Raw genomic sequence first — 21,821 nt, 5'->3', positions numbered from 1 at the left:
TATATAGAACAAAGATACATAGATAATCTATATATATGTAAATATTTTATATTTTTTTTGAAAAATTTAAAATTACCTGATAATATGCCGGTTATAAAATGTGTTGATTTTTACGATTAAATATGTAATTTTGATTTTTTTGATCGATTTCATGTAATACAAAATGAGCAACCTTATTGGCCAAGAAGAGGTATACCGGATTTTGGAAGAATTAAGTATTCCGTTTGATTATTACATACATCCACCCACGCCGACTATTGAAGAAGCACGTCAATACTGGCGGGATGAAACGGCTACTTACTGTAAAAATCTTTTTTTCCGTAACCATAAGGGAAACAAACACTATTTAGTTGTATTGGAATGTTCCCGGGCATTGGATATCCATGATCTGGAAAAGCGTTTGAAACAGGGAAAAATCAGTTTTGCATCACCGCAACGTATGGAAAAATACCTTGGCCTGCTCCCGGGCTCTGTTTCTCCTTTCGGTCTGGTCAATGATAAAGAGAAACATGTGCATGTCTTTTTCGATGAAAATCTGCAACATGCACAAAAAATATCATTCCATCCTAATGACAATCAGGTTAGCCTGGTGATACCCGCCAATGAATTCTGGCGTTATATGGATTGGACCCAAAACAATTATGAATTTATCCGCCTGTATGATGTGGATGAGTAGACTGTTCGTTTTTTGATTTCCGGTAAGCGATTGCCGATACAATCATCAGTTGCAGGGCATGGTACAGCATAATAGGAAGCAAAATAATACCGACACTGCTATATCCGGTAAAGATGACCTTCGACATGGCCGTTCCGTGTACCAATGACTTTTTAGATCCGCAAAATTGTGCCGTAATCGTATCTTCCCTGTTCAGTTTTAATATACGGGCAATTAAAGTAACGATGAAATAAACCACAAAGAACAGCAAAACCATACCTAGCGCACACCAGAGAATCCCGGAAGCCGAAAAATCCTCAAATACATGATCAGCAAACGAAGTACAAAAAGATGTATATACGATCAATAATATAATCGCCTGGTCAAATCGTTGCAATCCTTTCCTGTGCTTTTCGGTAAAATATCCCCATTTCCGGTTTAATATCATGCCCAGCGCCACAGGCAACAATATCTGCAGGATTAATTTTGAGATAATTCCCCATAAATGGGAGAAATCGTATCCGTTTGTACCTGAAAGCACCAGACTCATCCATAACGGGGTGATGAATACACCAGCAAGACTCGAAATACTGGCATTAAAGATGGCTGCCGGAATATTTCCGTTGGCAATGGATACCATGACCACGGATGATGAAACCGTAGAGGGAAGAACAGCCAGATAGAAAATACCCAGCCATAAAATAGTTTCTTCCCCGGTAAAAAGTGGACGAATGAACCATATAAGAACCGGGAACAGGATGAAAGTAGTTACATGTATCAGGATATGTAATTTCCAGTTGGAAAGTCCCGCATGCAGTTTTTCGCGATTAAGTTTCAATCCGTAAAAAAAGAAAATGAAAGAAATACCATAATTGGCTATAGCAGAAAGAGAAAAAACACCTTTTCCCGAACCTATTTCAGGTTTCAAGTAAGCAAGAAAGACGGCCAGGATAAGCAGTAATAGAAAAGCATCAATTCCGGCTTTTGCAAGAAATTTTCCCAGTCGTTCCATTAATCCTTATCAATATGGGCAATTTCTTCCATATCATTGAGGTATATGTCCAGAGCCTTTACGGAAATAATTATTTCCCAAATACAGATACTTAAGGAAATGATCAGCAATACTAATCCTGCACCGAACACATATGCTCCGGTTAAATTCAATTCTATATAAATGAAAAACATGGAAGCTACACAAAAAAGTAATCCTCCGATACCGAATATCTGCATGTTCCTAACAAGATTCAGCCGCTTGCGAAGATTAATGATTTGTGCTTCGGTTACGGAATTAGGATTTGCAATATGCTTATCTTTTAAGGTTCTGACCAATTGAGCGTATGATAAAAAACGGTTGGTATACGCCAGCAGTATGAGCGAGATTGCAGAAAACAACAACGCAGGTGTGGTTAAAGTAAGTTCTTCCATGATAATTCCAGGTAATAAAAAGAAATTAGCCTATAGTCGACTCAATATGAACAATTTCCTCTTCAATCCTGTTCAATTCTTTTTCAAATATTTCCTTTTCATTTGGCTTTTGGGTAAAAATCTTGTCTTTCAAAGACCGGTAATAGGCCACGGCATCGTGCATATTCCGGCAAAATGACTGATAGTATTTCAATTGCCGGGTATTGGTTAAATCTGCTACTTCTTCGGATAATTGTTCTTTCAGGTAACTGAGATAAATATCCATTTCCTTGATAAACACATGCGGACGGTAACCCTTACGTAATAAATCAGTCCGCCCATAGATGTGACCCACCATTTCCCCAAGGGAAACCACTTTATCGAAATATGCCAGGTTCGGTCCCGGACATGCAGTAACTCCTTGTATCGTCTTATTGATGATATCCAACCGATGCTGAATAATAGCCGGATTACTCAATCCGATACACAGGCATTCTTTAGTAAGGATTTCCCCTGTTTTTTTCTTACGTTCATCATCGCTCATCTCTGTTTCCTGCAATTGTTGCAATTTCTTCCTAATATATGCGGAAGAAGCCGTACATAATGGTTTTTCCGTAAATTCGGTATTGAATTGTAAGAGTTTTTCAGAACATGGACTGCCAGGATGTCCCTCTTCGGCCAGCCGGTATTTTTCTTTTTCTCCTGAAGCCCCTTTCAGGTAATTGAAAGGCACACCTAATGGTGAATTTTTGCTGAGTATGATATCATCTTCTTTGGCATCAGCCAGAAGCCTGAGCGTCTCTTCATCAATGGAAACAGCTTCGGGTACCAGCATAAAAGGAGTCCCCCAACCGATAGAATCAACCATGTAATAATCCCGGAAAAAAGCATCTTCCTCACTTGTACCGATTCCTCCCTGAACAGTCAATTTTATTGAAGGCCGGGTAGCAGGAGGTGTTTTTCCTTTTTCGGCCAATGCTTTGCTGTAAATCCCGTAAAGTTCATCATTCAGTGCTTCTCGCTTATTCTTAAATTCTTCAAGAATAGGACCGAGCATATATCCTTCGCTTGCGAAAGCATGTCCACCACAGTTCAGACCGGACTCAATACGAAATTCAGAAACCCATAATCCCTTCTTGGCCAGATATTTTCCTTGAATGATCGCCGACCGGTGATCACTTACTTTCAACACGATCTTTTTCTCGAATTCACCGTCTTTCATTTTACAAAAGACGTCCAGGTTTTCCATATAGTTGAATAAACGCGGATTGAGTCCAGCTGAAAATACGACGGAAGAATTTGTCAGGTCACTGTTTGCATATCCCCTTAAAGCTGTGATAGCATCCGAACCGTTTTCAATCAATTCTCCGTTGCGTTGGTAACGGTCATTATCCAGCTTTGTCATGATATTTACATCAATACTGCCGGCTCTCAATTCTTTCCGCAGCTTTAATTCCAGTTTCTTCTTTTCATATTTATCATGCATCTCCAGCATTTGTTGGTACATCTTTTTCAAGATACTGGTATCAGGTAACATTTCAAAATATTGTGTCAGGTCCGATCCTGCTTCAAAAGCTGATTCTTTCAATTTTTCGACCTGCTTATTCACAATCTCATTCAAGAGATTTAAATAGTCTGTAATTCTCTTTGCCCGGTAATCCGGCTCGGTAACATTGATCGGAAAATAGGTCCGGTTGGTTTTCTTGCAGTAATATTTACGCATTCTTTCAATAAGCGTATCTTCAATAATGGAAACCACTGAAGATATTCCAAAGCGTGCGACTTTAACAGGTGTGTCAATGGTATAGGCCAGCCCCATCACGGGAATATGGAAAGAATGATATGTGTGCATTATTACAGTTTATTCAAAATACAAACATACGGAATTATTAAGAGAAAGCAGCAGAAATACGGTTATTTCTGTTATCAATTAAAATCATTTCGGGAAAAATTCCACTCCTAAAAGGGTGATATCATCAAAAATAGCTTCATTCTGCCCCCGTAAATTCTGGGTAGTAATAATATTTTCTATCACATCATCAACAGTTGTGAATTGCTGGACGGCATTTTCCAATACATAGAAAGCTGAGTCCACTTCTCCTTCTTCCGTATCCGAAATCACTTCTACAATACCATCAGTATAAGACAATAATAAAGTATGTTCATCAATGGTTATTTTTTTTACATTAACAAACGGAAGTTCGTCAAGCATGCCGACAGCAACCGTTGAACTTTCCAGTAAATCCATTTTTTTACTTTCGGTATTGTATAAAATGACAGGCGTATGTCCGGCATTCACATATTCCATTTCCCGGGTGTTATAATCATAACGTCCGATAAAAAGAGTAATGAATTTTTCTCCCTTTGCCCTGGCCGAAATCCTCCGGTTTAATTTCTGCAATAATTTTTCCATGGGAATGTCCCAGGTAAACAATGCCTGTAAAGTAGCCTGAAAATTAGATGCCAGTAATGCGGCAGCCAGACCTTTTCCGGAAACATCCGCAACACAAAATCCTATCTTATTTTTTTTTAAATCAATACAATCAAAATAATCCCCCCCAACATCATAATGGGATTTGTAGAAAGCATTTACAGATATAAATTTATTCCTGGGCAGATCCTTAATATCGGGAACCAACATATTCTGCATCTGCGAAGCCAACTCTAATTCTCTTTTAATGGCCTCCTGTTGTAAACTTTCCTGAAACAAACGTATATTTTCAATGGCAACAACAATAATGTTGGATATCGTTTGTATGAACTGGAGATGTTTGATCACAGGACTTACTCCTTCCATCTCCTCTTCGATATCCCCGATCAGTACATACGCAATAGGGGTGTTATTATTAAAAACCGGAATAACAATATCAAACCCGGGTAATATGTCTTCTTCGGAAGCAATAAACGTAATATCCGAATAGAGGAGTAAATCTTTTTCAACATCGATATTGTCTACAATTCTAGAGGCAGCTCCTGCATTTAAAATACATTCCCATTGATTACTATACTTGAACATAACCACTTTACCTATCTTAAGCTTATGGCAAAGAATATCAATATACTTTTCCAACAAGGCTTCTACCGATTGGTTCTCATTGATGGAACGTGTAATCTCCAACAATGAATCCAACTTAAACTTCAATGTCTGCCGGACAGTATTTTTTTCAATCATGGAAATATTTTAATAATTACATAAATATAATACATTTCTTTGATTCAGAACATTATATTTTAACATTCAAAAATTTTACAATAATATTTGAATTCAGGGAAAGATTCAGCATTTCGGCAATCTTTCCTTTATTCATTGCAATTTCCAATAAACCGGAAACATCGAACAGGGCCAATAATTCGCCATCACTTGTCTCATGGTAATATTTATTGATACGTGTTATTTTATTCCGGATACTTTGTACCATAATCTCAAACGGACGGCCTTTTCCAATCCTATCAAAGTCTTCCCGTGTAATGTTAGTTATGACATTTCCGAAAGCATTGATATGTATGATAGTACCTGTAATCTGGGATTCATCAATTGTGGCCATCAACATACCTTTACGCTGGTATGTGGTATATGTAGACCCCAGGTCACTGATGTTACCTCCTGATGCAAGGTGAATAGCTGCAGGTGCAAATACGGAAATAGCAGGATAGTTAGGGGCAGCAGCATCAGTATATTTCTCGATACGAACCATATCTTCCGGCTCATATCTGAATATCAGGCTAAATATGCCATTATCAGTACCTACAAAATATTGTCCTTCATATTGTGCTGCAATAAAAGGTGTTTTTTCAGTATATTCACTGGCCACAGATATCAGATGTACTGTATTCTTCGGATAATAAATATAACTGTGACTGATCATATAAGCAGCATAAGAAATACCGGTATTAAATGCCGGCGTATGATGTGATATATCAACAATTTGTACAGAAGGTATTGCAGAAAGGATGATCCCCTTTACCACTGCAATATAATAATCATCTATCCATCCTGTGGTTAACGTAATAACAGCCATCCTGTGGTTTTACAATTGTTGAAACAAAAGACAAAAATATAAAAATGAACCAATACATATAACCTAAGTTAAAAAATTATCATCGAAAAACGGTTCGTCAATTCGTAAATAAGAGTTGTAAACAGATAATCGGGCACAGATTTTGAGTGTGTTTCACCATCAAAGTAATTTTTACGCACATGAAATTTAAAGTGTATTTTTTAGTTTCCTTGTTTACTATTACGGCAATTACATGTAACAAAGAAGAGGAGCCTGAGATATCAAATAATTATATCACAGATTACATTTATGAGCCGGATTATCTAAGTCTGACTTTTATATATCCGGGTGGCGGAGGGATCAAAGCAGATATGTCTTACGTTTCTATTAAAGATGCTTCTTTATTACTCATTGTTGAAGGCAAAAAAACCAATCAAAATGAAGCGGACTTCAATGTATTTTCTGAGATAATGAAAGATCAAACATTCAATCAGTCTGTAGAAAAAACATTTCCCGTATCGTGTTTGGCTGATTCCATATCGGATATCAGCATTTTTACCAATCAAAATTATAATGATACTTATCCTGAAGGAAGTATAATCAATGACATTGTAGATATCAGTTATTTACTTCCCAAAAAAGTAATTGATTCCGGCTATAACCAGTCTATAAGCTTATTAGAAGAACAATCATTATATTCTTTCAATCAAAATATACGGGCATTTACCTCCATTACTTTTGAGTTTCGATTCACCTCTCCGCCGTCCCGAAATGGTGTTTATTCATTTACACTTCAATACACCAGCAAGGATGGTACTATATTAGAAAAGACAATCGACGGAGTGCATTTATCTAATTTATAACAGGAAAGATGCACATTATTACCATTACCTACAAGTAAGCCTAAAAACGTTTAGTAGCATAAATTCCCCTTTATTTATCTCCACCATATTGACATGTTTACATTTTTAAGACAATATGTACATGAGTTACAAATCATACCTGTCATTTTGTCAATATAAAATAAAATGGCAAATTATTTGTATTATTGTAACCAAAAAATATAACAGATGTATTTTATATGAGTAAGTTTTTATTTTATTTTGTATTTTTCCAAAGTAGGATTCAAAACAATAACACTTACAAAATACTGAAAAAAATTTTACCTTTGTATAGTTAATACACCAGAATAACACAAATAAATAAGATGGATTCAAAATTTTCTCAACATATCAAAGGGGTTCTCGGTTATAGTAAAGAAGAGGCTATGCGTCTGGGTACACCATATATCGGATTAGAACACTTATTTTTAGGAATTCTTCGCGACGGGGAAAATGAGGCTCTTGATATTCTTCAATCACTGGGTGCTGATTTATATGATGTACGGAAACATATTGAAGACAAAATTAGGCCCGATACTTTTCAAACAATTCCCGAAAGTGAGGATATTCCTTTGCTAAAATCTACGGAAAGAGCATTAAAACTTGTATACCTTGAGGCAAAATCATTTAAAAGCCCGGAAATAAAAACTGAACATTTATTACTGGCCATCCTCAAGGATGAAACTTCCTATGTAACACAGTTATTGAACGAAATGGATATAGATTATTATTCAGTCAGAAGACGTCTGGAAGATATTACAGAAGTCAAGGACGATGAAATTAGAGCTGATTTTGCAGCAGGAGGTGATGATGACGAATCCCGCAATCCATTTGAAGGTGGAGGCGGTGGACAAGGAGCCAGTAAACAACAGGCTTCAAAATCTTCGTCTGAAACACCGGTACTTGATAACTTTGGCGTCGATCTTACGAAAGCCGCTGAAGAAGGTCGTTTAGACCCAATTGTCGGTCGCGAAAAAGAAATCGAACGTTTGGTACAGATCCTCAGCCGGCGCAAGAAAAACAATCCCATATTAATCGGTGAACCGGGTGTAGGTAAGTCGGCGATAGTTGAAGGTCTGGCATTACGTATCACTCATCGTAAAGTGTCGCGCGTATTATTCGGGAAACGAGTTCTCACACTTGATCTTGCATCTATTGTAGCAGGTACGAAGTACAGGGGACAATTTGAAGAACGTATGAAAGCCATTCTTAATGAATTGTCACACACTACCAATGTGATTTTATTTATTGATGAGATACACACCATTGTCGGTGCCGGTGGAGCTAGCGGTTCACTGGATGCTGCCAATATGTTGAAACCCGCTTTAGCTCGTGGAGAAATACAATGTATCGGGGCTACCACTCTGGACGAATATCGTCAATACATTGAAAAAGACGGAGCATTGGAACGAAGATTCCAGAAAGTCATGGTAGAACCGACATCTGAGGAAGAAACCATCGAAATACTAAACAATATAAAAGATCGTTACGAGGATCATCATAATGTGATTTATACCCCTGATGCCATCGAAGCATGCGTACACCTGACAAATCGCTATATCAGTGACCGGCGCCTTCCTGACAAAGCCATTGACGCCCTGGATGAAGCAGGTTCAAGGGCTCATATATCCAATATACTGGTGCCAGACCAAATAGTCGAACTGGAGGAATCCATTGAAGAAACCAAACGGGCAAAAGTTGCAGCAGTAAAAAACCAAAATTTTGAACGGGCTGCCAGTTTCCGTGACACTGAAAAAATGTTGCTGGAAAAACTGGAAAATGAAAAAGCCATTTGGGAAACTGAATTATCTAAAAATCGTGTCGTAGTGGATGCTGATAAGGTTGCGGAAGTAGTTGCCATGATGACCGGTGTTCCGGTACAGCGTATAGCGCAGGCTGAAGGAACCAGATTATTACATATGGCTGATGAATTACGCGGCAGTGTGATCGGTCAGGATGAGGCGATCGATAAAGTAGTAAAATCAATACAACGTAACCGTGCAGGTTTAAAAGATCCCAATAAACCTATTGGCAGTTTTATTTTCCTTGGTCCCACGGGAGTTGGTAAAACACAGCTGGCCAAAGTGCTGGCCAAATACCTGTTTGACAGTTATGATAACCTGATTCGCATCGATATGAGCGAATACATGGAAAAGTTCACGGTTTCCCGTCTGGTCGGAGCTCCTCCGGGTTATGTAGGGTATGAAGAAGGCGGACAATTAACGGAAAAAGTACGCCGCAAACCTTATTCGGTAGTATTGTTGGATGAAATCGAAAAGGCACACCCCGATGTATTCCATTTATTACTCCAGTTGCTGGATGAAGGACAATTAACGGATAGCCTTGGTCGAAAAGTGGATTTCAGGAATACCATCATCATCATGACATCCAATATCGGTTCCCGTCAATTAAAAGACTTTGGACAAGGAGTCGGTTTTCAGACAGAAGCGCGCATTTCCCAAAGTAATGACTATGCAAAAAGTGTCATACAAAATGCGCTTAAAAAGGCCTTTGCTCCCGAATTCCTCAACCGTATCGATGATGTGGTATTGTTCAATACATTGACCAAAGAAGATATTGGAAAAATCATCGATATTGAATTGAAAGGTTTGTTTGACAGGATACACACCATGGGCTACAACATCAAAATCACTCCCATTGCCAAGGATTTCCTTTGCGAAAAAGGATTTGATGTGAATTTCGGTGCGCGTCCGTTAAAACGCGCTATTCAAAAATATCTGGAAAATCCGATGGCAGAGGTAATGATCAAACAAAACCCTAAAAATGGAGATACGATCCGTGTCGGGTTCAACAAAAAAAGAGAGGAATTGACATTTAAGGTTGTCTCTGTTAAAGCAAAGGAAGAATCCGTCAAATAAGAACATAATTGAGCAGAATATTTTTGGAAGTCTGAAAATATTCTGTACTTTTGCAACCGCAAAAACGGTTTCTTGGCCGAGTGGCTAGGCAGAGGTCTGCAAAACCTTGTACGGCGGTTCGAATCCGCCAGAAACCTCGCTAAATAAAAACAAGCTCTTATACAGGGCTTGTTTTTTATTATATAGGATGAAGATCAGGATCATAACACAAATATTCGATTAAATTTGTATATTTGAGAATATTTTGAATTATTACTTGAAAAAAAAGCTTCATATTGAGTTAATCCATCGGATTGCGGTGAACGGGGAAGAATCAGCTTTTAGAAAGTTGTACTATGATTATTATGAGCGCCTTTTCCGTTTTGGAATGCATATGGTAAAAAGTGAAGAATGGTGTGAAGAAATTGTATCCGATGTTTTTTTTAATATCTGGCAGAACAGACAGCAATTAACTGAAATTGATAACCTGGAAGCTTATTTATTCAAATCGGTTAAAAACAAATGCCTGCATTACCTGGATAAATCAGCACGTCGCCCCAGAAATCAGGATTTGTCTGTATCTATTGAATATACTACAATCGATGAAAATACACCGGAAAGTATTGTTCTGGACAATGAACTAAACCAGTTATTACAAAAAGCCATCAACTCCTTACCCGACAGGTGCCGTACTATTTTCAAGCTGGTACGCGAAGACGGAATGAAATACAAACAAATCGCTGAAATACTGAATATATCAGTACGTACCATTGATGCTCAAATGTCCATTGCTACACAGAAAATAAAAGCAATCATCGAAAAATATAAATAAAAAATAATATTTTTTTATTTTCATTTAGGTGATTTCATTCCTTTTCCGGTCTTACTATATAATAAAAGACTTAACTTATCCTATCGTGAAAAAAGAACAAAATTCAGATCATTTAAATAATGATATCATCAAAAAGGTATCATACACTACGAATCATCCTTCTGAAAAATACCCTGCAGAAAACTCATTCAATCTTCTCTGGAAAAAAATTCAAAAAGACCAACAAAAAACAAAAATCAAGAAATTACGTCCCTGGAAGTATGTTGCAGCTGCATCCATTGTTATACTATTGATTGGTACATACTGGTTTTCCGGTTACCGGACAAAAGAGGAAACTCATATGTTATTAGTTGAAGCAGGAAGAAAACAATATACTTTACCTGACGGAACATTGGTATGGCTCAATTCTTCCAGTAATTTGACCTATATCGATAGATATGGCAATGAAGAAAGAAAAGTGGAATTAAACGGAGAAGCCTACTTTGAAGTAGTAAAAAATACAGAAAAACCTTTTATTGTAAGTACCGGCCATTCAAATGTAAGCGTACTGGGTACCAGTTTTAATATTAGGTCTTATCCAGATGAAATAAACATAGTTACTACATTAATCGAGGGCTCTGTTCATATCGACAAAGGAATTGATAACAACGGATCAATACTGTCTCCAGGCCAGCAACTATTACTGAACAAAAAAAGTAATCATGTCTCCCTTCATGAAGTGGATGTTACTTTATACACCGCATGGAAAGACGGACGCTTAATATTTCAGCAAACAGCCATTGAGAATGTATTTTCCGAATTAGAACGCGTCTTTCGAATAAAAATACAAATTGAGAACCAGCATCTTAAAGATCGTAAAATAACGGGACGTTTTAGCATAGATAACGGACCTGAAGCTATTTTAGATATTATGAAAGAAAGCATGCCATTTGACTATAACATACAAGATCACACAATAACCATTCAGTAAAATAACCTTTAAATATTAAATATATACGCCTATGGAATAAACAAAATTGAGAAAAAACAAAATAGGGAAATGCGCCAACATTCCCCTATCTGATGTTTTGAGTTTAAACAATGTGTTCAGAATTATTTAAAAAACAAAAATCGAAACAAATTTATGGATTTATTTAATAAGTATGGAGGATTTTTGTCCTCAAAAGAAATACGTAAAATAGTGAATATAGCCAAAATGATTTGCGTGCTTATCTGGGCAAGTATTTTCACGATTACTGCAAACGTATACTCACAATCCAAGAAGCTCACCTTCAGTTACAAAAACACTTCTTTGGAAAGTATTTTTAAGGAAATTGAAAATCAAAGCAATTTTTCTTTTTTTTATACCGATGAGATCGACCTGAGTAAAAAAGTAAATATTGATATCAAAGATCAGTCCATTAAAGAATTATTGGATGCTTTATTACTTAATAGTGATTTATCGTACAAAATAATGGATGAACATATCATCATTCATAAAAAAGAAAAAGAAAAAGAAAAAGAAACACTCCCGTCAAAGCCACAGCAACAAGGTATAAGAATTACCGGAACCGTTTCCGATGATTCCGGAGAATTACTCCCGGGCGTTAATGTGGTTGTCCGCGGTTCAGGCCAGGGAATTATGACGGACATAAATGGTGAATTTCTCCTGTCGGTTCCCAGTGATACATCCGTACTTCAGTTTAGTTTTATAGGATACCAATCCCAGGAAGTAACAGTAGGACAACGCCGTATCATTGCTGTCGTATTAAAGGAAGAAGCCGCCAGCATAGATGAAGTAACCATTGTTGCATTTGGTAAACAGAAAAAAGAAAGTGTTTTGGCCTCCATTACCACCGTTAATCCAGGTGAATTAAAAGTACCCAGCAGCAACTTATCAACCGCATTGGCAGGCCGTATTGCAGGATTGGTTTCTTACCAGAGCAGTGGCGAGCCGGGTATGGATGATGCCAGTTTCTTTGTTCGTGGAGTCACCTCTTTAACTTATGCAAGCGGACCGCTTATTCTAATTGATGGTGTGGAAATGTCATCGTCAGATTTGTCTCGTATGCAACCGGATGATATTGCCAGTTTTTCTATCATGAAGGATGCAACAGCTACAGCTTTATATGGGGCACGTGGAGCTAATGGGGTTATAGCCATTACAACCAAGGAAGGGCGTGAAGGTCAGGCTACTGTATCTTTCAGGGCTGAAACGTCTTTGTCTTTACCTACCAAAAAAGTCAAAATCGCCGATCCTATTACTTATATGCAATTGAATAACGAAGCAGTACTCACAAGGGATAAAAACGGAAATGCTCCTTATTCGCGGGAAAAAATTGACAATACGATGGATCCTAACAGAAATCAGTATGTTTATCCCGCTAATGACTGGTATGAAATGCTTTGTAATGATTATGCCGTTAACTATCGTGCAAACATGAATGTAAGCGGAGGAGGAAAAATTGCGAGGTATTATGTGGCCGCAACATTCAATCAGGACAATGGTATTCTCAAAGTAGACAAACAGAATAATTTTAACAATAATATTGATTTAAAACGTTACTTATTACGTTCTAATGTCAACATCAATATTACAAAAACGACTGAAGCCATAGTACGTTTGTCCGGTACTTTTGATGATTATCAAGGACCAATAGATAGCGGAGATGCGATATATAAGAAGATAATGAGATCGGATCCCGTACTTTTCGCTCCAAAATATGCGCCTGATGAAGCTAATCAACATACCTACCATATCTTATTCGGAAATTCAGGAACAGCCAATTATATCAATCCATATGCAGATATGGTAAAAGGGTATAAGGATTATAACAAGTCTAAAATGATGGCACAATTCGAGTTAAAGCAAAATCTGGATTTCATTATTTCCGGATTATCATTAAGGGCTCTGTATTCTACCAATCGTTATTCCTATCATAGTACCAAGAGACAATATAAGCCTTATTATTATTCCGTAGCTTCTTATGATAAACAAGCTGATACGTATATCTTACAATGGCTGAATTCCGGTACGGGAGAGGCTGAAGAATGGCTGAGATTTACAGAAGATCCTAAAGAAATCGAAACCACCAACTATACTGAAGCTGCAGTTACCTATGACAAAACTTTCCTGCAGAAACATGCTGTAAGCGGCATGTTGGTATTTACCATGCGAAATTATTCGGAAGCCAATGCTGAAAGTTTTGAATTGTCTTTACCTCATAGAAATATCGGATTATCCGGAAGAGCAACATATGCATACGATGATCGGTACTTCGCTGAATTTAATTTCGGGTATAATGGTTCTGAAAGATTTGCCAAAAATGAACGTTTTGGTTTCTTTCCATCAGCCGGCTTTGGTTGGATTACTTCTAATGAAAAATTCTGGACAGATAATTTAAAAAAGGTTATTTCAAAATTAAAATTTAAAGGAACATACGGTATAGTAGGAAATGACGCCATTGGAGACGCTGACGACCGTTTTTTCTACTTATCTAAAGTTCTTATGGGTACTGAATCGGGAAGATCCTATCAGTACGGATATGACTTTAACTACACCCGTTATGGTGTAAAAGTTGATCGTTACGCCAATGACAAGATCACCTGGGAGACTGCAAAAAAAATGAATCTGGGAGTCGAACTGAGTCTATTTAACAAACTGGAATTCATGTTTGATTTTTATACCGAAAAAAGAAGCGGTATTTTATTAAATAGATCCTATGTACCTGCTACAATGGGGCTTTCCGCTACGCCACAGGCAAATCTTGGTAAAGCAAAAGGAAGTGGGGTAGATCTTTCTCTTGATTATCAACATAGCTTTACCCACGATTTATGGGTAGCAGGAAGGGCTAATTTTACTTATGCTACTACCGAATATACCGAATATGAGGAAATAGATTATTCAACTACTCCCTGGCGGTCTATAATCGGAGAACCTGTTTCCCAGCAATTCGGTTATGTAGCTGAACGTTTATTTGTTGACGATTATGAAGTATCGAACTCACCAGAACAAAATTTTGGAGGTAATGCTGCTATTATGGGTGGCGATATTAAATACAAAGATATTGACGGAGATGGTCAGATTACCGATCTGGATAGAGTACCGATCGGCTTTCCGACAGAACCTCAAATAGTATATGGATTTGGACTTTCCGCCGGATATAAAGGATTTGATCTGTCATTCTTCTTCCAGGGATTGGGACAAAGGAGTTTCTGGATCAATACGGATGCAAGTGATCCGACAAATAGGCCATCAACTGTTCCTTTTATCGATACGGACGGCACTAGTAGCATTCAGTCAAAAAATGCATTACTGCAGGCATATGCAGACAATCACTGGTCGGAAGATAACCGTAATCTATATGCTTTATGGCCGAGACTGGCCAATGAAATGGTAAATAACAACGTACAACGCAGCACCTGGTTCATGCGTAACGGATCATTCCTGCGTCTTAAATCGGTTGAATTCGGATATACCATTCCTGAAAGATTGACCAATAAAATCAGGATGAAAACTTTCCGGGTTTATTTTAGTGGTACCAATTTATTTACATTCAGTAAATTTAAATTATGGGATCCGGAAATGGCCGGGAACGGATTAGGATATCCTATTCAAAAAGTTTATAATCTTGGGGTACAGTTTACATTTTAAAAAAAAAGAATAAAATGAAACGGATTTATTATATATTTTTCGTATTATTATGTTGCTCTTGTGATAGTTATCTGGATATCGTCCCGGATAATATAGCAACTATCGATTATGCTTTTCGCGACAGGGCCGGAGCAGAATCATACCTTACCACTTGCTACACCTGGCTGCCCGTTATAGGTGATCCGCGCTATGATCCTGCCATAATGGGAGGTGATGATACCTGGTCTTTATATGACTCCTGGGCCAATTCGAAAACGGGAAATTTCGCCGGGTTTTTCCTAAAACAGCAACAAAATTCCAATACACCTTATTTCAATTTTTGGGAAGGATCTGTTCAGGGAAAAGCGTTGTTCCAGGGTATCAGGGATTGTAATATATTTCTTGAGAATATACATAAGGTAGGACCCGATTTGAATGAAGATGACAGAAATCGTTGGGTTGCCGAAGTAAAGTTCTTAAAGGCATATTATCATTACTATCTGTTACGGGCATACGGGCCGATCCCTTTAATAAAAGAAAGTTTGCCTGTAGATGCCGGCATTGACGAAACAAAGGTATATCGGGATAAATTTGACGATTGTGTGGATTACATTGTGCAATTAATCAATGAAGCTGTTCCATATCTTCCCCTGATTATTTTCGATACATCGAATGAAATGCGCAGGATCACTCAACCCATAGCATTATCTATAAAAGCAGAAATATTGGTTACTGCTGCCAGTCCTTTATTCAATAATAACCCGGATTATGCCGGATTTCAAGATAACAGGGGAGAGAAACTATTTGAAAGCAGTCTTACTGAAAAACAAAAATGGGAAAGAGCAAAAGATGCCTGCAAAAATGCTATCGATACCGTCAGACTTGCCCAACAGTTTAAATTGTATACATTTAACCAATCTGTTTTTTACTCTTCTTATAGTGGCATTTCCGATACCAGTAAGTTGCTGATGACCTTAAGAACAGTAGTAACTGAAAAATGGAACAGTGAAACTATCTGGGGAACACTCAACGATTTGACCAGTTGTACCCTTCCTCATTTTTTAGTATCGCATACGACGCTTGCGGCAACGGAACCTGTTATTGCACCTACCATGCGGATGGTTGAACTTTTCTATTCCAATAATGGAGTGCCTATCGATGAAGATATAAATTATGATTATGAAAATCGGTTTAAAACAGATGTTGCCCCCGTGAGTCATAAATATTATATTTACAGGGATACTACCAGCGGTTATCCGACAGCCAAAATCAACATGAACCGTGAACCCAGGTTCTATGCTAACCTTGGTTTTGACGGAGGATACTGGCTGGGGAACGGCAGAAAAGTAGATTTCGACCAGTCTCCTGAAGATCAGAGGGCTTGGGTCACTTACATGTTAAAAGGAAAACCATCCGGAAACTATATGGGGCTAAGGTATTCTATAACTGGCTATCTTGTAAAAAAAGGCTCCCATATCGAGACACAAGTCAACAGTGCCGGAACCTCTTTAAATACAGTTCAGTCTACTTTCCCGATCATGCGTCTGGCCGATCTGTATTTATTGTACGCAGAAGCTTTAAATGAGAGCCTTGACGTTCCAAGCCAGGAAGTATATGATTATGTAGACAGCATCAGGTATAGAGCCGGATTACAAGGCGTTGTTGATAGCTGGAGACAATATTCCAAATATTCTGAAAAGCCGAACAGTAAAACCGGTATGCGGGAAATCATTCAAAAAGAACGTATGATCGAATTGGCTTTCGAAGGAAAACGTTTCTGGGATCTTCGCCGTTGGTTGTTAGCTGAGACGGAGATGAACAGAGCCGTTAGAGCTTGGAATATCATGGGTACGGTTCCTGAAGATTATTACAATCTGATCACTTTATATAATCTGCAATTCAGCAAGAAAGAATATTTATGGCCGATCAGGCATGGTGAATTATTGAAAAATACTAATTTGGTTCAAAATCCAGGTTGGTAATCTATTAATTTTATAAATATATTTAATATGAAAACATATATCATATTTTTTATAGGGCTTTTCCTGCTTGCAGCTTGCTCGGAAGATCCTATCGGACAATATCCTGTAGATGATACCCCGCCCTCTCCGATAAACAAGGAGAGTGTTCAGGTAAGTAATTTTCCGGGAGGATCTACTATTTCATACGAATTACCCGACGAAACCGACCTTTTGTATGTAAAAACAAAATTCACGCTTCCTAACGGAGAAGTGCAGGATATCAGGGCCTCAAGTTTCACCAATTATATCACAGTCAAGGGATTTGCAAAAAAACAGCAGTATACTTTGCAATTAATTGCTGTAGATAGAAGTCAGAATGAATCCGAACCTGTCGAGGTCACTATTGAACCCGAAGATGCTATTATTTTTGATATTGTCAGAAGTATCAATTACGAAGTAGCCCGTGGCGGATTCAAAATGACATGGGAGAATGCTATACAGGATGAGGTCACCGTAACCATATTGAAAAAAAATGAAACCGGAAATTTCGAACTGGTAGATGCCATTTATTCATCTGAAAAAAATGCCAAAAGGGCTGTCAGAGGACAAGATGCCGTTATGACTACATTTGGTGTTTTTGCTAAAGATACCTATAATAATTATAGTGATACGCTTGAATTTTCCCTAGAACCATTGTTTGAAATGCAACTGGACAACAAAAATTTTGTGGCTATGCCCAAACTTGCCAGCTTTGTTCTACATGGTTGGAGTAATTCCAGTATGAGTGTCATGTGGGATGACGTTCTGGTTGCCGGCTCTTCATCCGGACAAGTTTATTATATCCAGGCCAGTGATATAAATGCCTACTTTACAATAGATTTGGGAGTAACGGCTCAATTATCGAGGTTCAGGATGTGGGGTAGAAATGATTATTATTTCAGATTACATAACCCCAGGGATTTCTACATAATGGGAAGCAACTCTCTTGCTGTTGCTCAAAATGCAGCCAGTGCTGATAGCGAATGGATCCATCTGCTGGATTGTGAGTCATACCGTCCTTCAGGCTTAGATTCGAGCCAGGAGGCTACTGAGGAAGATTATTCATATGCTGCAGCCGGAGAAGAATTCGAATTCCCTGAGGATGCTCCGGCAGTAAGGTATATACGTTTCAGGGTAAGAGAAACATGGGGCGGAAGCAATGGCTTGCATGTTGCTGAATTAAGATTCTGGGGTGAACCTGTTAATTAATAATTAATGTAATTGTTTGATTATGAAAAATAGATTATTGTTTTTTTCAATCGTCACAACCATATTATTAAGTAGTTGTGCGAAAATGAATGATAAACATGATGATTTTCTTGCACGGGGAGAAACTGTTTATATCGGAAAGGTCGATTCTGTAAGAGCTCTTCCGGGAAGAGAAAGGTTATTATTAAAATATTGGTTAAGCGATCCCAGGGCAAAAACCCTAACATTAACCTGGGGTACCAATAATGCTAATTCCAGGGTACTTACTATTGATCCCCACAATCCTTCGGATGAACTGGAAGTATCATTCGAAGGCGAAAACGCCCTAAGTGAGGGAAATTACACATTCAACTGGGTATCCATGGATGATCACGGTAATAAATCTATGGTACTGGAAACATTGGCAAGTGTGTACGGACCATTATATCAGGAAAAGTTATTGAACAGAAGGGTTACCGAAACCAATATCAATGATGGAGGTGATATTCTGGTCACCTGGGCCGGATCTTCTTCTGAAGAAGAAATCGGAGTCGAATTGTTCTATACAAACAGGTCCGGTGAACCCGTTACTGAGTTTTATACAAGCTTCCTTAATAATCAGTTAACCATGGATGATGCTGATTACACAAAAGGTGTTAGTTATAGAACGTTGTACAAACCTGATCCGAATGCCATCGATACATTCTATACGGATATTATCTCAATGGACATTACCAAGATAGTAAATGTTTCGGTAGGTAAACCTGTTACAGTCGGTAGTGTACATCAAGATAATCCGGCTTCTTTCGGAGGAGAAAATGCAGTTGACGGGAATTATGCGACAAGTGCACCAAGATGGATATCAGGAGATGCCGACGGAACACACTGGATTGAAATAGACTTACAAGGCGAATATGCGGTTAATGGTTTTATGTCTTGGAATGGGAACGGAAATTATACGTCTTACCCCTTGTCTGATATTACTCTCAGTGTATGGGATGGAACTGATTGGGTACGGGTTTTCAGTGTTACGGGAAATACAGAGGGAATAGTAGGTGGCAACTTCAATTCTGTAACAACCGAAAAAGTTAAATTCGAATCAGCATCAAAAACCAGAATATATGAAATAGAGATTTATAGTATTATCAGATATTAATTTGTTAATTAAGAGGGTGTCTCAAAAGTATTTTATAGGCTTATTTCTTCGGGTACCTATCCGATATTAATTTCAAATATTGGATTCTCCAGAAGATAAACCGACTTTTGAGATAGCCCCTTAATCAATTGTAAAACAATGAATCGACGTAGATTTTTAACAGTACTATCTGCAACTTGGTATCTGTCTGATTTTTTATTGGCTTCTGATATACCTCAGGAACCTTTTCTTATTAATTCAGGAATTGGAGGAAATACAAGCGCAGATTTGATCAAAAGAATAGATAAAGACTGTCTGGCTTACCAACCTGACCTAACCATTTTGATGGTAGGAACTAATGATATGAATAGCATGAAATATATTCCTATAGCTCAATATGAAAAAAATATGCGGTTAATTATTTCCAAAATTCTCGACTCAGGAAGTAGAATAATATTAATGAATCTTCTTCCTGTCTATGAACCATATTTGTTTACCAGACATAAAAAAGAATTTTACGAACCGGAAGGGCATAGCGGGAGAAAATTAGAAATGAATAACTTATTAAAAAAATTAGCAATAGAATGCAATTTATCATTTCTAGACATTGATCACATTTTTGAGAAGGTGGGTAATGTCGGAGAAGAACGAAACAGCCTGATTCAAAATGAGGCCAACAGTGGCAAAAAAGACGGTTTACATCCGACTTCGGATGGCTATAGGATAATTGCTATTGCATTATATCAATATATCATGCAAAATAATCTTCCTCACAACAGGGTAGTTTGTTTTGGTGATAGCATAACAGCAGGAAGTTATCCAAATTACCTGAAAAAACTATTAAATATTACATAATCATATGGGTAACAGACGGGACTTTTTAAAGAAAACAGGTTTGATAACTATTACTGCAACAATCAGTACAGGATTGGCCGCAAATACACTGGCGAGCAAAGAAAATCCTTTATCTTTGAAAAAAACAAAGATAGCTGTGGATAATTCATGGGATGTGATTGTTGTAGGAGGAGGACCTGCCGGATGTGCAGCAGCAACGGCTGCGGCCCGTGAAGGTGCACGCACCTTGCTCGTCGAAAGTACCGGAGCCCTCGGGGGAATGGGAACATCAGGGTTACTAAACGCATGGTGTCCTTTTACTGATAAAGAAAAAATTATTTATAAAGGAATAGCCGAAAAAGTATTTCTGGAATCTAAAAAAGGGGTACCTCATGTAAAAGGAAACGACTGGGTGCCGATCAATACAGAGCACTTAAAAGTCGTATATGACGACTTAGTTATATCACAAGGGGTTTCTGTATTGCTTTTCAGCAGTCTGGCCGCAGTAGAAATGAAAGATAAAAATACGGTAGATGCAGTTATTGTTGCCAATAAATCAGGGTTAACCGCTTATAAAGCAAAAGTTTTTATTGATTGTACCGGGGATGGTGACCTGGCTGCATGGGCCGGTGCAAATTTTGATTTAGGAGACGAAAACGGTGCTGTCCAGCAAGGCACTCTTTGTTTCACAGTATCCAATATTGATCCTTATTATTTCTCTCTGGTTGGTACAGTCCAGAGTAGCAGAAGAGATAGTCCCGTATTTAAGATGATCGAATCCGAAAAATATGATTTGGTGAATGATCTTCACATAAACGACAAACAGGCCGGTCCGGCATATCTGGCCTTCAATGCCGGACATGTAACTGTAAATAGCCTTGATCCGGCTTCGCTTACAGAAGCCATGATGAAAGGAAGGAAAGTAGCCAGACAATTTCATGAAGGGATGAAAGAATTTACGCCGCAAATATTTGCTTCTTCCTATTTGGCTGGAACAGGGGCATTAATGGGGATACGGGAAAGCAGACGTATCAAATGTGACTATACTTTTACACTGGAAGACTGGCAGGCAAGAAGAAATTTCGATGACAGTATCGGAAGAAATGCCTACTACATAGATGTACATAAAAAAGACGCCAACAAATATCCTCGTTATGGCAAAGGCGAATCACATGGCATTCCTTACCGAAGCCTGACACCTGTCGGATTAAAAAATGTTTTAGTGGCAGGCAGATGTATATCCACAGATCATTATGCACACGGCAGCCTCAGAGTAATGCCTCCATGCCTGGTAACAGGTGAAGCTACCGGAATGGCTGCAATGCATGCTATTCAGCAATCTAAAAATGATGTGCATAAAATTGATATCCAAAATCTCAGGAAAAGGCTTAAAGAAGAAGGGCAATTTTTGTAAAAAATACCAT

Annotated in this window: 16 protein-coding genes and 1 tRNA gene; 12 read left to right on the top strand and 5 right to left on the bottom strand. The window is 38.0% G+C overall.

Features of this window, described 5'->3' with window-relative positions; genetic code table 11:
- Positions 1–163 precede the first annotated feature (163 nt).
- Positions 164–676 carry a prolyl-tRNA synthetase associated domain-containing protein gene (locus LBQ60_06505; GenBank protein MDR2037557.1) on the top strand — a complete coding sequence of 171 codons (513 nt, stop codon included), beginning with the start codon at positions 164–166 and terminating at the stop codon, positions 674–676.
- Here LBQ60_06505 and LBQ60_06500 read toward each other — a convergent pair.
- The 5 genes from LBQ60_06500 to LBQ60_06480 all read right to left on the bottom strand — a co-directional run bounded on the left by LBQ60_06500 (position 648) and on the right by LBQ60_06480 (position 6,078).
- Entirely contained in the window at positions 648–1,667 is a 1,020-nt protein-coding gene (locus tag LBQ60_06500; GenBank protein MDR2037556.1) for a bile acid:sodium symporter, read from the bottom strand. The two genes, LBQ60_06505 and LBQ60_06500, sit on opposite strands and share 29 nt — an antisense overlap.
- Positions 1,667–2,080, bottom strand: coding sequence for a DUF2721 domain-containing protein (locus LBQ60_06495; protein ID MDR2037555.1), 414 nt, complete (start codon positions 2,078–2,080; stop codon positions 1,667–1,669). The genes LBQ60_06500 and LBQ60_06495 overlap by 1 nt, the downstream gene beginning before the upstream one ends.
- A 25-nt stretch (positions 2,081–2,105) precedes the next feature.
- Positions 2,106–3,911: a hypothetical protein gene (locus LBQ60_06490; protein ID MDR2037554.1), complete on the bottom strand. Its 1,806-nt coding sequence runs from the start codon at positions 3,909–3,911 to the stop codon at positions 2,106–2,108.
- An 84-nt stretch (positions 3,912–3,995) separates the two neighbouring features.
- Positions 3,996–5,231: a SpoIIE family protein phosphatase gene (locus LBQ60_06485; GenBank protein ID MDR2037553.1), complete on the bottom strand. Its 1,236-nt coding sequence runs from the start codon at positions 5,229–5,231 to the stop codon at positions 3,996–3,998.
- Positions 5,232–5,283: 52 nt separating this feature from the next.
- Positions 5,284–6,078: an SAM-dependent chlorinase/fluorinase gene (locus LBQ60_06480; protein ID MDR2037552.1), complete on the bottom strand. Its 795-nt coding sequence runs from the start codon at positions 6,076–6,078 to the stop codon at positions 5,284–5,286.
- Between the two features lie 179 nt (positions 6,079–6,257).
- Here LBQ60_06480 and LBQ60_06475 point away from each other — a divergent pair, with 179 nt between their 5' ends.
- The 11 genes from LBQ60_06475 to LBQ60_06425 all read left to right on the top strand — a co-directional run bounded on the left by LBQ60_06475 (position 6,258) and on the right by LBQ60_06425 (position 21,811).
- Positions 6,258–6,920, top strand: coding sequence for a hypothetical protein (locus LBQ60_06475; protein ID MDR2037551.1), 663 nt, complete (start codon positions 6,258–6,260; stop codon positions 6,918–6,920).
- Positions 6,921–7,264: 344 nt separating this feature from the next.
- Positions 7,265–9,817 carry an ATP-dependent Clp protease ATP-binding subunit gene (locus LBQ60_06470; protein ID MDR2037550.1) on the top strand — a complete coding sequence of 851 codons (2,553 nt, stop codon included), beginning with the start codon at positions 7,265–7,267 and terminating at the stop codon, positions 9,815–9,817.
- Positions 9,818–9,883: 66 nt separating this feature from the next.
- Positions 9,884–9,954 (top strand) — tRNA-Cys (locus LBQ60_06465).
- 119 nt (positions 9,955–10,073) lie between these two features.
- A complete protein-coding gene (locus LBQ60_06460; protein MDR2037549.1) occupies positions 10,074–10,628 on the top strand; it encodes an RNA polymerase sigma-70 factor in 555 nt (184 codons plus the stop codon).
- 85 nt (positions 10,629–10,713) lie between these two features.
- The gene (locus LBQ60_06455) at positions 10,714–11,598 is read left to right on the top strand and encodes a FecR domain-containing protein (GenBank protein MDR2037548.1); all 885 of its coding nucleotides are present in this window, start codon (positions 10,714–10,716) and stop codon (positions 11,596–11,598) included.
- A gap of 153 nt (positions 11,599–11,751) precedes the next feature.
- Positions 11,752–15,261 carry a SusC/RagA family TonB-linked outer membrane protein gene (locus LBQ60_06450; GenBank protein MDR2037547.1) on the top strand — a complete coding sequence of 1,170 codons (3,510 nt, stop codon included), beginning with the start codon at positions 11,752–11,754 and terminating at the stop codon, positions 15,259–15,261.
- Between the two features lie 14 nt (positions 15,262–15,275).
- Positions 15,276–17,222 (top strand): RagB/SusD family nutrient uptake outer membrane protein, encoded by a 1,947-nt coding sequence (locus LBQ60_06445; protein ID MDR2037546.1) that lies wholly within the window; start codon positions 15,276–15,278, stop codon positions 17,220–17,222.
- A gap of 27 nt (positions 17,223–17,249) precedes the next feature.
- Positions 17,250–18,449, top strand: coding sequence for a DUF4959 domain-containing protein (locus tag LBQ60_06440; GenBank protein ID MDR2037545.1), 1,200 nt, complete (start codon positions 17,250–17,252; stop codon positions 18,447–18,449).
- Between the two features lie 22 nt (positions 18,450–18,471).
- Positions 18,472–19,584, top strand: coding sequence for a discoidin domain-containing protein (locus LBQ60_06435; GenBank protein MDR2037544.1), 1,113 nt, complete (start codon positions 18,472–18,474; stop codon positions 19,582–19,584).
- Positions 19,585–19,722: 138 nt separating this feature from the next.
- Positions 19,723–20,418: a GDSL-type esterase/lipase family protein gene (locus tag LBQ60_06430; protein MDR2037543.1), complete on the top strand. Its 696-nt coding sequence runs from the start codon at positions 19,723–19,725 to the stop codon at positions 20,416–20,418.
- A 4-nt stretch (positions 20,419–20,422) separates the two neighbouring features.
- The gene (locus tag LBQ60_06425) at positions 20,423–21,811 is read left to right on the top strand and encodes an FAD-dependent oxidoreductase (protein MDR2037542.1); all 1,389 of its coding nucleotides are present in this window, start codon (positions 20,423–20,425) and stop codon (positions 21,809–21,811) included.
- Positions 21,812–21,821: the final 10 nt, after the last annotated feature.

The sequence above is a fragment of the Bacteroidales bacterium genome (assembly GCA_031275285.1).
GTDB lineage: Bacteria > Bacteroidota > Bacteroidia > Bacteroidales > UBA4181 > JAIRLS01.
Note: the sequence above shows the minus strand (reverse complement) of the source record. Positions and strands in the feature narration are given on the sequence as shown.

What these genes read in the sequence shown, in the direction of transcription:
- LBQ60_06505 (MDR2037557.1), top strand. Translation starts at nt 164, where the DNA reads ATGAGCAACCTTATTGGCCAAGAAGAGGTATACCGGATTTTGGAAGAA.
- LBQ60_06500 (MDR2037556.1), bottom strand. Translation starts at nt 1,667, where the DNA reads ATGGAACGACTGGGAAAATTTCTTGCAAAAGCCGGAATTGATGCTTTT.
- LBQ60_06495 (MDR2037555.1), bottom strand. Translation starts at nt 2,080, where the DNA reads ATGGAAGAACTTACTTTAACCACACCTGCGTTGTTGTTTTCTGCAATC.
- LBQ60_06490 (MDR2037554.1), bottom strand. Translation starts at nt 3,911, where the DNA reads ATGCACACATATCATTCTTTCCATATTCCCGTGATGGGGCTGGCCTAT.
- LBQ60_06485 (MDR2037553.1), bottom strand. Translation starts at nt 5,231, where the DNA reads ATGATTGAAAAAAATACTGTCCGGCAGACATTGAAGTTTAAGTTGGAT.
- LBQ60_06480 (MDR2037552.1), bottom strand. Translation starts at nt 6,078, where the DNA reads ATGGCTGTTATTACGTTAACCACAGGATGGATAGATGATTATTATATT.
- LBQ60_06475 (MDR2037551.1), top strand. Translation starts at nt 6,258, where the DNA reads ATGAAATTTAAAGTGTATTTTTTAGTTTCCTTGTTTACTATTACGGCA.
- LBQ60_06470 (MDR2037550.1), top strand. Translation starts at nt 7,265, where the DNA reads ATGGATTCAAAATTTTCTCAACATATCAAAGGGGTTCTCGGTTATAGT.
- LBQ60_06450 (MDR2037547.1), top strand. Translation starts at nt 11,752, where the DNA reads ATGGATTTATTTAATAAGTATGGAGGATTTTTGTCCTCAAAAGAAATA.
- LBQ60_06445 (MDR2037546.1), top strand. Translation starts at nt 15,276, where the DNA reads ATGAAACGGATTTATTATATATTTTTCGTATTATTATGTTGCTCTTGT.
- LBQ60_06440 (MDR2037545.1), top strand. Translation starts at nt 17,250, where the DNA reads ATGAAAACATATATCATATTTTTTATAGGGCTTTTCCTGCTTGCAGCT.
- LBQ60_06435 (MDR2037544.1), top strand. Translation starts at nt 18,472, where the DNA reads ATGAAAAATAGATTATTGTTTTTTTCAATCGTCACAACCATATTATTA.
- LBQ60_06430 (MDR2037543.1), top strand. Translation starts at nt 19,723, where the DNA reads ATGAATCGACGTAGATTTTTAACAGTACTATCTGCAACTTGGTATCTG.
- LBQ60_06425 (MDR2037542.1), top strand. Translation starts at nt 20,423, where the DNA reads ATGGGTAACAGACGGGACTTTTTAAAGAAAACAGGTTTGATAACTATT.